The 12438-nt window shown below is 40.2% G+C and carries 11 protein-coding genes; 8 read left to right on the plus strand and 3 right to left on the minus strand.

Annotated elements, in window-relative coordinates; genetic code table 11:
- Window positions 1-35: 35 nt before the first annotated feature.
- The 4 genes from FZF08_RS10825 to FZF08_RS10840 all read left to right on the plus strand — a co-directional run bounded on the left by FZF08_RS10825 (window position 36) and on the right by FZF08_RS10840 (window position 3887).
- Window positions 36-860, plus strand: a complete 825-nt coding sequence (locus tag FZF08_RS10825; RefSeq protein WP_159468657.1) for an energy transducer TonB — start codon at window positions 36-38, stop codon at window positions 858-860.
- 3 nt (window positions 861-863) lie between these two features.
- Complete coding sequence (locus tag FZF08_RS10830) at window positions 864-1067, plus strand: hypothetical protein (protein ID WP_159468658.1); 204 nt, start codon at window positions 864-866, stop codon at window positions 1065-1067.
- Between the two features lie 17 nt (window positions 1068-1084).
- Complete coding sequence (locus FZF08_RS10835; protein ID WP_159468659.1) at window positions 1085-2044, plus strand: PstS family phosphate ABC transporter substrate-binding protein; 960 nt, start codon at window positions 1085-1087, stop codon at window positions 2042-2044.
- Between the two features lie 91 nt (window positions 2045-2135).
- Window positions 2136-3887, plus strand: a complete 1752-nt coding sequence (locus FZF08_RS10840; RefSeq protein ID WP_229216489.1) for a tetratricopeptide repeat protein — start codon at window positions 2136-2138, stop codon at window positions 3885-3887.
- 86 nt (window positions 3888-3973) lie between these two features.
- Here FZF08_RS10840 and FZF08_RS10845 read toward each other — a convergent pair whose 3' ends face one another.
- A complete protein-coding gene (locus FZF08_RS10845; RefSeq protein ID WP_159468660.1) occupies window positions 3974-4180 on the minus strand; it encodes a hypothetical protein in 207 nt (68 codons plus the stop codon).
- Between the two features lie 105 nt (window positions 4181-4285).
- Here FZF08_RS10845 and FZF08_RS10850 point away from each other — a divergent pair, with 105 nt between their 5' ends.
- From FZF08_RS10850 to FZF08_RS10860, 3 genes are all read left to right on the plus strand, one after another.
- Window positions 4286-5680: a BatD family protein gene (locus FZF08_RS10850; protein ID WP_159468661.1), complete on the plus strand. Its 1395-nt coding sequence runs from the start codon at window positions 4286-4288 to the stop codon at window positions 5678-5680.
- Between the two features lie 4 nt (window positions 5681-5684).
- Window positions 5685-6764: a chorismate synthase gene (gene aroC / locus FZF08_RS10855; protein WP_159468662.1), complete on the plus strand. Its 1080-nt coding sequence runs from the start codon at window positions 5685-5687 to the stop codon at window positions 6762-6764.
- Window positions 6765-7094: 330 nt separating this feature from the next.
- A complete protein-coding gene (locus FZF08_RS10860) occupies window positions 7095-7976 on the plus strand; it encodes an FAD:protein FMN transferase (RefSeq protein WP_229216491.1) in 882 nt (293 codons plus the stop codon).
- 77 nt (window positions 7977-8053) lie between these two features.
- On the opposite strand, the gene FZF08_RS10865 is transcribed toward FZF08_RS10860, so the two are convergent.
- A complete protein-coding gene (locus FZF08_RS10865) occupies window positions 8054-9397 on the minus strand; it encodes a Gfo/Idh/MocA family protein (RefSeq protein WP_159468664.1) in 1344 nt (447 codons plus the stop codon).
- Between the two features lie 27 nt (window positions 9398-9424).
- Window positions 9425-10408: a formylglycine-generating enzyme family protein gene (locus tag FZF08_RS10870; protein WP_159468665.1), complete on the minus strand. Its 984-nt coding sequence runs from the start codon at window positions 10406-10408 to the stop codon at window positions 9425-9427.
- Between the two features lie 142 nt (window positions 10409-10550).
- On the opposite strand from FZF08_RS10870, the gene FZF08_RS10875 reads away from it, so the two are divergent.
- Window positions 10551-12434, plus strand: coding sequence for an ABC-F family ATP-binding cassette domain-containing protein (locus FZF08_RS10875; RefSeq protein ID WP_159468666.1), 1884 nt, complete (start codon window positions 10551-10553; stop codon window positions 12432-12434).
- Window positions 12435-12438 lie beyond the last annotated feature (4 nt).

The following is a 12438-nucleotide window of genomic DNA, read 5'->3' on the forward strand; positions in this document are numbered from 1 at the left end:
AGTAGTAAATATTTTTAACATTTAATTTAAACGCCATGGCAGAAGTTAGCCCGAATGCGACACTGGATGATATAGTGTTTGCCAATCGTAATAAGGCGTATGGTGCATTTTCACTGAGACAGGGATATCGTGCAGATATTACCAAATCAACTTTGATCGGCGCTGCTCTTTTTGTTTTCGCAATGTTTTCACCTGCTCTTATTAATGCACTGAAAGGCGATGAAGTAAAAGAGGAAGTAATGGTTAACGTGGATTTAATGAACTTGCCGCCACCGCCAATTGATCCTACTGAACCGCCACCGCCACCTCCGCCGCCAATTGAGCAGCCTAAAGTAGCAACGGTGAAGTTTTTGCCTCCCGAGGTAAAAATGGATGAAAAAGTTCCTGAAGAAACGCCTCCACCAACGGTTGAGGATTTGAAGGAAGCAGTAATTGCTGACAAAACAGTTGAAGGTGATCCAAATGCAAACGAGGTAATCGTAGCACCGGAACAAGTAGCTGCCCCAAGTAAGGGAACAGTTGTTGAAGCCGCTCCTGCTGAGGAAAAAGTCTTCACAGTTGTAGAGCAACAGCCGGAATTTCCAGGTGGAACTGCTGAGATGTACAAATATTTAGGTAAAAATATTAAATACCCAAGTGCAGCTTCACGTGCCAACGTATCCGGAAGAGTATTTATGTCATTCGTTGTTAATACGGATGGAAGTATTCAGGATGTTGCGGTACTTAAAGGTTTAGGTTTTGGTTGTGATGAAGAAGCTATCCGTGTTGTGAAAGCAATGCCAAAGTGGAAACCAGGTAAACAATCAGGACGTGCAGTAAGGGTTAAGTACAACTTGCCTATTAATTTCCAACTTGAGTAACTCATGAAGGAAAAACCATTGCATGAGAAAGTGATTCTTGTTGCTTCTTTGTTAATGGCTCTGATATACATGGGAGGAGGGGTCTACTTGATCTCCTCCTCCTTATCTTTTAGCTTGCTTCCTGTTGGAAGTATACAGCGATATGCATTTGCTGGCATACTTATTTTGTACGGTTTTTACCGTGGTTACAGGGTTTGGAAGAAATGAGTTATCTAACAATAAGCATGAAATATTTCTTCAGTGCAGGCATAGGTATACTCCTGTGTATTATAGTCCTGATATCAGGATGTTCAAAAGAGTCTTCGAAAGAAAGAGATAATCCTGTAAGGGGAACAATCACGATTGGAGCTGATGAGTCTTTCAAACCTCTTGTTCATGCTTTAACACAAGCATATGAGGGGATATATCCAGGAGCTCACTTCAATGTGGTTTATAAGCCGGAACAGCAGGCAATCCTGGAATTGTTGAAGGATAGTGTGAGAATGGTGTTTGCTGCCAGGCAATTGAGCGAAAACGAAATTGCCATGGTTAAGCAGCAGCAGGGAATCCAGAAAGCACATCATATTGCACTTGATGGCCTTGCACTTGTGGTAAATGGTAGTAATAGGGACAGTTTGATTACGATGGATGAAGTTAAGTCCATTGTGGAGGGTAAGATCACAGATTGGTCGCAGTTGAAAGGCAGTAGCCAGACAGGTCCTATAACGTTGGTCTTTGATAACGCAAACTCGAGTAATTTAAACTTTGTAATGAGTAAGTTTGGCTTAAAGAGTATTCAGAAACTTAGAATTACTTCGGCGGGTTCAAACCAAAACGTTATCAGTGAAATAAAAAAGAATCCTTTAAGCCTTGGTTTTATTGGCGTAAACTGGATCAGTGACGGGCATGATGCTTTGGCTAGAGAGCTTTCAGAAGGAATAAGAGTTTTGGGTGTTTCCAAAAGTTCTAATCCTGCTTCGGTTAAAGAGTACTATCAGCCTTTCCAGAACGGATTGGAATTAAAGAATTATCCACTTTCCCGTGATGTGTATATCATTATCAGGGAAGGATATGCAGGTCTTGGTAACGGTATGGTAAATTATATAACCAGAGATGTCGGTGGACTCATTATTCAGAAAATGGGTTTGATACCAACAAATGTGTATCCAAGAGAGCTGGAAATAAGGACTGGACAAAATCTTTAGTCTTCTTATACAATTTATTACATTTGGAACTTGTTTATTGAAAAACCAAATTTTTTGTCATTATATTAACCGGGTAAAAATGAACAGAAACATGAGAATGAAGTTAGTAGCACTGGTATTATGCATTTTTTCAGTAGTAAATGTGCATGCACAAACTGTGCAGGACGGTTTGGCCTTAATACATGCTGAACGTAGTAAGGAAGCGGGCGAATTGTTTACAAAACTGGCCACGGGTACTCCTTCTGCTGATAATCAATATTATCTTGGTTACTATTATGTAATTAATAAGCAGTTAGATGAAGCTCAAAAGGCTTTTGAAAAAGGTGCTCAACTAGACGAGAAATCATATCTTAACCAGGTTGGTCTTGGAACTGTTGCGCTTGGAAAAGGCGATATGGCCAAAGCAAAAGAATTGTTTGCGACTGCTGAAAAGAAAAAAGGTAAAGATGCCGAAATTCTATTTCGAATAGCTGAGGCTTATACTCTTTTCGAAAAAAATAATGATCCCGCAGAAGCAATCAGATTGGCTGATGAAGCTATCAAAAGAGATAAAAATCTTGCTGACGCATATATTGTAAAAGGTGATGCTTTGATGTTGCGTAACGAGGGTGGTGCTGCGGTGACAGCTTACGAATACGCATTGACAGCAAAACCTAATTATGCTGTTGCACATAACAGAATCGGTTCGGTTTATTTGAGAGGTAAGAACTATAATCTTGCTCTTGAAAATTACAAAAAAGCGCTAGAAGCAGATCCAAACTTTGCTCCTGCTTACCAGGATCTTGCAGAGCTTTATTTCTTTGCTCGTAAGTATAAGCAAGCAGCAGAAAATTATGACCTTTATATGCAGAAAAGTCTTGCGTCTGATCCTGAAACAAAACTTCGTGCTGCTCAGTTTGCATTTACAGCTGATGATTATACTAAGTCATTACAGATTTTGGATGAAATGAAAGGAAAGATCAATAACCCGATCACACTTCGTATGTACGGTTGGTCTTATGCCAAAACAAATAATCCTGACATGGCTATTCAAAACTTGAATGAGTTTATCAAAGTGGCTCCGGACAAAGTAATCGGAGATGATTACAAATATCTTGGCCGTGCATACAATGCAAAAGTAACTGACGGAAAAGGATACGATTCCACAGGTGTACTTTACATCCTGAAGGGTGCTGATATGGACACAAGTAAAGCAGAAGCTGCGACTACTTACAAAGAAGTTGGTGCCTTATACTATGCTGCAAAGGATTTTGGTAATTCAGCATCGACATATTACAAGGGTATAGCATTGGATACAGCAAAGGCATCTGCAAATGACTATTATTATTTAGGTCTTTCTAAGTTCCAGTTGGCTGGTGCATTGGGATCTTTGGATAATGCTGCGGGTGACAGTGCTCAAATTGCAACTGATAAGAGAAATATGTATTTATCTGCGGATTCTACATTTGCAACTGTTACGCAAAAACTGCCAGACTGGCCATACGGTTACTATTGGAGAGCAAGTGCGCTTTATAACGCATATGATAAACAAGAAAATATCGATAAAGGAATTTCAGCGCCTTATTATTTGAAACTCGCTGAACTTGCAGAGAAGGATCCGGATCCTTCTAAGTACAAGTCTTATTTAAAATTGGCTTATAACTATCTTGCCTTTTATAGCCAAACTACATTGAAAGATGAAGCCAAGTCAAAAGAATACTGGACTAAATTGCTAGCGATTGATCCTAACAGCGCAGCTGCGAAAGAAGCCTTAGGTATGGCACCGGCTGCTGCTGAGGCGACTGCTACCCCTGCTAAATCTGCTAAACCTGCGGCTGCTAAAAAACCAGCTCCGAAGAAATAATTCAGGGTTTAGTAAAATTAAAATGAAAAGACCCGCCGATTTCGGCGGGTCTTTTCATTTTAATTAATATTATCTGGTATAAGGGATCAGCCAAGTGTAGATGGAAGCGGGAAGCAATTGTTTAGCGTTGATAAATGTACAGAGCTGTAATTCTCATAACACCAGTTTCTTAAACGTTTTACTTCGGCAGGCATTAACATGCGGATTGCTTTTCTTAATTCTTTTTCGAACAATCTGCGGTCGAAACTGACCTTTTGCAGAATAATTTTAATGTATTCAAGCATAGAGGCCATAGTATTATGTAGTTTTGCGGTTTAGGTAAGATTCAGCGTTAAATAAAACTTTAACAGATTATTAGTCCATATTAGTGTCAACAGTAAGTGTAACGAATATTCCCCATGAAATTATATGTAATTTTAAGCATAATTTTGTGTTTTTCTTGTACTATTCATGCGCAAATAATAAATAATGATGCAACAATTGAAATTGGGCCAAAAAATCTCAAAATGGACGAGCCATTTACGATTTCGGTTGTTGTTCCCGGTGAAGAAAACCGTCCATCGGTCAGCTTTCCTGAACTTAACGGACTAGAGAAGCGAAGTAAATCTGCAACTAGTTCGATAAACATGGTAAGCGGAGAAAAAGTTGTTGTGCAAACAATAAGCCAGCAATATTTTGCTTTAAAGGAGGGAACTTATGTAATTCCATCCTTTTTTGTCACAGTAAATGGCTTGAAAATTAAATCCGAAGGTATTACAGTTGAGTACAATACGAGAGTATTGATTAATCCGGAAGTGATTAGTGAAGAAGATCTTGCACTGCTACCCGAAATTGAAAATAATGAGGAAGACGTCTTTCTTTCAGTGGGTGCAAATAAAAAAAACGTCTTCATGCGAGAAGGATTTGCGCTTGGAATTTCATTGTACGTAGCTGAGAATGCTCCAATACAAATGGATTTTTATCAGGTAAATGTTCAATTACAGGCAATTTTGAAAAAAATAAGGCCGGTTGGCTGTTGGGAGGAAAATTTAGGTATTGAGGAGATTATAAAGCGCCGTATTGAAATTGGGGGCAGAAAATATACAGAATTCAATTTATACCAGGCGCAGTTTTTCCCGATGACATTACAGGATATTATTTTTCCTTCGGTAACTTTGGAAATGCTTGTGGGTAGTGGGAAGGTCGGGGAGGGAAAAGTACTTAAAAGTTTCCGTTCAAAAGTTGTTAAAGTGACTGTAAAACCTTTGCCTCAGCATCCTTTAAAAGATCAGGTGGCGGTGGGCCAATACAAACTTGTTGAACGTCTTTCAAGTGCTTTGGTTTATCCGGGAGAAAGTATCAGATATTTGTTCAGGATTGAAGGAAAAGGAAACATTGCTGCGATTCCGACACCAGAAATTATCACGAATTCTTCATTTGATTTTTATCCGCCAGATATTAGTCAGCTTATAAAGAGAAGTAACCAGAATGTTAGCGGAGAAAAAAGTTTTGATTACTTTGTAGTGCCACGTCAGGATGGGACTTTTCCACTGGGAAGATATTTTCAATGGGTTTATTTTGATCCTGTGGCTGCAAAATATGATACATTGATTTCTCAAAAAACACTTCAGGTAAAAGGAGAAGATTATAAGTTAGGAAATATATCGTTACACGGATCCACGGGATTGTATGACAACCTTGAAAGGTTAGACAGCAGCTCCGAATATTTTGATTTTAAACAAATACTAAAAGAATTAACCAACGCCATTGTAATTCTGTTGTTGTTTACGATGGTTTGGGTATTAAGAAAATAATTTCATGGGTAGTACATACGGAAAAATATTTAAGATTTCCACTTTCGGGGAATCACATGGAATAGGGATCGGGGTAATTGTAGAGGGCTGTCCTGCGGGTGTTGAGTTTAATACCGATTTTATTCAAAGCGAATTGACCCGAAGAAAACCGGGGCAGTCACGTATTACAACGCAAAGAAAAGAGGCAGATGAATTTGAAGTTTTGTCAGGCGTTTTTGAAGGAAAAACGACAGGTACTCCGATTGCTTTGATTATTAGAAATGAAGATCAGCGTAGCAAAGACTATTCACACATTGCAGCACAATTTCGTCCATCTCATGCAGATTATACCTATCAGGTTAAGTATGGTGTGAGAGATTATCGCGGCGGAGGTAGAAGTTCGGCAAGGGAAACGGCTGCCAGGGTAGCGGCAGGTGCTTTGGCAAAATTGCTTCTCGCCAATTTTGGGGTAAATATTCAGGCCTATGTTTCTCAGGTTGGCGCTATGAAACTGGATAAATTTTACACAGAACTTGATTTGTCCCAAACAGAAAATAATGCTGTGCGCTGTCCTGATCCGGAAATGGCGGAGAAAATGTTTACATATATCGACGATGTCCGCAAAAAGGGAGATTCTATTGGAGGTGTTGTGAATTGTGTTATTAAAGGTGCTCCCGCAGGATGGGGAGAGCCTGTTTTTGACAAACTGCATGCTGAACTTGGCAAAGCAATGTTAAGTATCAATGCTGTGAAAGGTTTTGAATATGGCAGCGGTTTTGACGGTGTGGCCATGTTAGGATCAGAACATAACGATGCCTTTTTTATTGATGATAAAGGAGACGTTCACACAAGATCAAATCACTCGGGGGGAATTCAAGGTGGGATTTCTAATGGAGAAGATATTTATTTCAAAGTTGCTTTCAAACCCGTAGCCACCATTATGCAGGATCAGGAAAGTGTGGATGCAAATGGAGATACCGCTGTTGTGCAGGGAAAGGGGCGACATGATCCTTGTGTTGTACCACGCGCTGTACCCATTGTTGAGGCAATGGCAGCTCTGGTTCTGGCCGATTTTTATTTAAGAAATAAAGCCAGCAAACTTTAATTTTTTTTCCGCCTACGATTTAAGCTTAGCACCAGCCAGATCGTTCCTATAAATTCTACGGTAATCCCGCTCAACATGGCGGGATTACTATAATGCACATGTGTGGGTTTAACAACTACACCTGTTACAATTAATAGCAGACCTGCTGATAAGATGATAATAGCATTTAGTAGATTCAGTTTCACCCGATTTTATCGTTCGTTCCACTTAATAAACAACTTCGGTTTAAAGAAGCACTATCTATCGAATATAGGGTTTCTATTTTTACTTTGCTATTTTTCTTCCCAAACTTTTGCCCAGGAGAATCGCTACACCTTTGAAAGGGGCCTTATGGGATCTCCTTTCCGTATCATCATTTATTCGGGGGATGATTCAACAGCAAACAAGGCAGCCCAAAGTGCTTTTAAACGTATTGAGGACCTTAACGCTTTATTAAGTGACTATCGGGATGATAGTGAAATAAACGCTGTTTCGGCGCAATCTGGTACGGATAAATGGATTCCTGTAAGTAAAGACCTTTTTGATATTCTTTTTATTTCCGATGATATTAGCAAAAAGACCAGCGGGGCTTTTGATGCAACGCTTGGACCCATTGTTCAGGAATGGCGACGTGCTACGCGTAAGGGATATTTCCCGGATGAGGATCTGATTAAAAATGCTCTGGATAAAACCGGGTATCAAAAAGTTAAATTTGATAAAAAAACACAGAGCATTCAGCTTAAAGATAAAGGCATGCGGCTGGATATCGGTGGATTGGGAAAAGGATATGCGGCTGACGAAGCAGTGAAAGTTTTAAAAAGTTATGGTATAAAATCGGGCATGATCGATGCAGGTGGAAAACTTGCTTTGATGGACGGACCTCCGGGGGAGAAAGGTTGGAAAATCTTAATTTCGTCAGGACGTGACTCCATTGAAACCATAGAATATTCAAATGTTGGCATGGCAACTTCCGGCCCAACGTATCGGTATTTGGAATATGATGGAAAAAGGTACTCTCATATTGTTGATCCTAAAACCGGGATTGGCCTTTTATACCATGTAAGAACCACGGTAATATCTCCTACATCGGTTGAGGCTGATGCGCTAGCGACGGCATTTAGTGTATCCGGAATCAAGGAAGGTAAAAGATATTTAAAAAGATTTCCAAACAATAAAGTCTGGCTCGTAGAGACAAAAGATAATAAGATTCAAACCTGGAATACAATAAAATAATTTTTTAACTTAGAAAAACAAGAAAGGCTGCGTTTTGGAATCGCAGCCTTTCTTGATTAATATGTAAAAGTAGAAACTTAGATAACTACTGTTTTTCCAGGCACTGCAACGGGATATAAACCATCCGGTCCAGGCATTAATTTTGGATTTGCATCCCAGGCAAGCTTGTCAGGGAATAAGTTAATATCCGAATTTAAAGCCTCATCCCACTTGATCACTTTTCCTGAATAAGTAGCCATACGGCCCATAATAGCAGTCATGGTACTTTTTGCTACCCTTTCAGCATCTGCAAATTTGTATTCACCTTTTGCGATTGCATCAAATAGTTCGTCGTGTTCAACCTGATACGGATTGATATCAGCTTTGTCATCGTGCGCATACATCACACCGCCTTTGTAATCTTTAAGAATTGTTTTCTTGCCGTCAAAGCTGTCAATACGTCCTTTGGTTCCTACAAAAGCTTCGTCAACGCGATTGTACGTACCTTCAAACTGGCGGCACTGGCTTGAAATTGTCGTTCCATCGGCATAAACAAGATCCAGTGTATGGTGATCAAAAATCTCGCCATACTGTTTTCCTGTACGGACTTCACGGCCGCCAGTTCCCTGAATTTGCGTAGGATAAGCATTTTTTACCCAGTTTGCCACATCAATATTGTGAACGTGCTGCTCTGTGATGTGATCACCGCAAAGCCAGTTGAAATAGTACCAGTTTCTCATTTGGTATTCCATCTCAGTCTGATTTGGCTGACGTTCTTTCATCCATGGGCTGCTGCCAACCCAGTAAACCTGTCCGCCAACGATATCGCCCAAAGCTCCGTCGTGAATTCTTTTGATCGCTTCACGGTAATTAGCCTGATAACGACGCTGAAGACCTACGACAACATTTAATTTCTTTTTCTTAGCTTCTTCTGCAATCGCTAAAACTTTACGGATACCTGGCGCGTCAGTTGCAACCGGTTTTTCCATAAATATATGTTTGTTATTCTTAACAGCCTCTTCAAAATGAGAAGGACGGAATCCCGGAGGTGTTGCCAAAATAACAACATCCACATCTTTTAAAGCAATTGCTTTTTTGAAGGCATCAAACCCTACAAATTTACGATCATCAGGAACATCTACTTTTGTTTTGATATCCACCGTTGCACCTGCTGCATTTTTATATTTCTTAGCAGTAAGGCTTCTGTAAGATTCGTCCAGTCGGTCTTTGAAAGCATCCGCCATCGCTACGATCTGTACATTTTGTTTTGTGCTTAGCGCCTGTGCCGCAGCACCCGTTCCGCGCCCGCCACAGCCAATTAATGCAACCCGAATAGTGTCACCAACAGCACTGTTATAACCATAACCAGTGAAAGGATTCAGGATTACACTGCCTGCAACCAGGCCAGATGCTTTAAGGAATTCGCGTCTGTTTTGTTCCATTTTAAAGTTTAATTAAGAGTTTAAATATCAGTAATCTTCTATCAATGCAGGACTGTAATACTTTGTGATTTCTTCTGCCGAAGGCACTTTGACTGGTCTTACCAATCTAAAACCTACAAAAGAAGCGCTGGTCATCCACCATTCACTTTTTGGAAGCTGCGGATCAAGCACTTTCCATTCCGGTTTTGAAGGCGTACGAGCCGCACTTCTTAAATCAGCTGGTTCATCATCCCATGATCCACCGCGAACCGCAGTAGGATAAAGTTCTGTTACCGGTGCAAATTTTTCTCCCGCTGGTTGTTTGGCATAATAATCAGGAATATATTGGTCAAGCGTCCATTCCATCACATTGCCATGCATATCATATAAGCCCCATGCATTCGGTTTTTTGGTGCCGATTTTTTTGTAGGCCGAGTTACTATTTTTACGGTACCAGGCGTATTCGTCAATTTTTGAAACATCATCTCCAAAAGAATAAGCAGTTTTTGATCCTGCTCTGCAAGCATATTCCCATTCTGCTTCTGTTGGAAGGCGATAGAAAATGCCTGTTTTTTCATACATCCATTTGCAAAAAAGAATGGCAGCATATTGTGTCATGTTAATAGCAGGATATCCTGCGCGACCCATGCCAAATGACATATCTACATAAGGAGGGCTAGGACGTGTACTTGCATCTGTTTTTGCAACGCTTTTTTCAGGATCGGGATGGCGCAGAGCCATTTCTTTTTCCATATTTTTGAAAGCGTACAAATCGTAGATATCCCAGCTTAATTCAACTTTTCCCATCCAGAAGGGCTCAATTTTAACTTTATGCTGAGGACCTTCATCCGGTCTGCGGCCTTTTTCGGTAGCAGGGCTACCCATGGTATATTCGCCGCCCGGAATGGCAACCATGTCATAAACTTGTGGGCTTCCGCCGATTACCTGCGTATAACTCTTGAAATTGTCTTGCGCAGATGCATTTAAACAAAGAAAAAAAACGGGGATTAGGTTAAGGATTTTTTTGTGCATAATTTTTAAAAATGTGTTCTCATTGAACCATATAACAAAGAATAAGTAGCAATATTATGGTATTTACCCTATGAAAACGAATTTTTTCTTTCTTCTCTAATATCTATCCTACCTTTGTAGTTATAGAATCCAAAATTTACCTATGAATTACCTTTCAGCAGAAAATATTGCGAAGTCCTTTGGAGACCAATGGCTTTTTAAAAATATCAATTTCGGGATCAGTCGTGGTGATAAAGTGGCACTTATCGGAACAAATGGAACCGGAAAAACAACTTTCCTTAACATCTTAACAGGTAAAATTCCACCGCAGGAAGGATCCGTTAGCATTCGTAAAGACATTCGTGTGGGTTATCTGGATCAGAGCCCTTCATTTGACGTAACATTACCGGTTTTAGAAGTTATTTTTTCTTCAAATAACCCCGTTGCGATTGCTGTTAAAAAATACGAACACGCGATTGAAACTGACGATCATGATGCGTTGGCCACGGCGATGGAAGATATGGATACTTACAAAGCCTGGGATTTTGAATATAAGGTAAAAGAGGTTTTAGGGCGTTTGGGAATTCATGATACTGAAAACTTATACGGCAATCTTTCCGGGGGACAGAAAAAACGTGTCGCTCTGGCAAAAATACTTTTGGAAGATCCTGAATTATTGATTCTGGATGAACCTACCAACCATTTGGATCTTGACACGGTTGAATGGCTTGAAAAATATTTGAATACACAAAATACTACGCTTCTGGTTGTAACCCACGACAGGTATTTCCTGGACACGGTTTGTAATCAGGTGCTGGAACTGGATCATGGTTCGGCTTATTCTTACAAAGGAAATTATTCTTACTTCCTTGAAAAGAAAGCAGAACGCGAAGAATCGGAAGCAGCAGGAATCGATAAAGCAAGGAACCTGATGCGTAAGGAACTTGACTGGATCAGAAAACAGCCGAAAGCCCGTGGTACAAAAGCGAAATACCGTGTGGATGCTTTTGAGGAATTAAAGGAAAGGGCGAGCCAGAAGAAATTCGATACGCAGATGGAGCTTAACGTACGCACGGCGCGTTTGGGAAGCAAGATCATTGAAATGGAAAATGTCAGCAAAGGATTTGGAGAGCGGGAGCTGATCAAAAACTTTGAATATACTTTCCGTAAAGGTGACCGGATCGGGATTGTTGGTCAGAATGGTATGGGTAAATCCACGTTGCTGAACATGATCACCGGCGAACTTGAACCGGATAGCGGAAAAATTACAAAAGGAGAAACTGTTCAGTTTGGATATTACAAACAAACGGATTTGGTTTTTGATGAAACACAACGCGTTATTGATATCGTTAAGGATGTTGCGGAAGTTGTGCAGCTGGGAACAGGCGAAACGGTAACGGTTGGTCATTTGTTACAGGCATTTTTGTTTTCTCCTTCCAAACAATACGATTTTATATCAAAACTAAGCGGAGGAGAAAAGAGAAGATTACAGCTTCTTCTGATCCTGATCAAACAACCAAACTTCCTGATTCTGGATGAGCCTACCAACGATCTGGATATTGCGAGTTTGAATGTTCTGGAAGAATTTTTAATGAATTTCCCGGGCTGTATCATGATCGTATCTCACGATAGATATTTCCTGGATCGTTTGGTAGAGCATATTTTTGTTTTTGAAGGAGAAGGAAAAATAAGCGATTTCCCTGGAAACTATACGGAGCTTCGTGATTATCAGGATGATGTTGAGGCTGAGAGAAAAAATATAGCATCGGGGAAAAGCCAGCCGTCCGCTGCACCGGCTCCGGTTAAAGAAGTTGTGGTAACTCCGGCTGCTCCAAAGAAAAAGTTAAGTTTTAAGGAACAGCGTGAATTTGAAACCCTTGAAGGAGAAATGGCTTCATTGGAAAAGAAAAAAGCGCAGTTGATTGAAAAACTGGAAAATGGCGGGTCTCACGTGGAAGTCACTTCATGGGCAATGCAAATTGAAGAGATAACACAGACACAGTCTGACAAAGAAATGCGTTGGCTGGAACTGTCGGAAAATGCTTAGTTTT

Source organism: Dyadobacter sp. 3J3, from assembly GCF_009801115.1.
In the GTDB taxonomy this organism is placed as follows: domain Bacteria; phylum Bacteroidota; class Bacteroidia; order Cytophagales; family Spirosomataceae; genus Dyadobacter.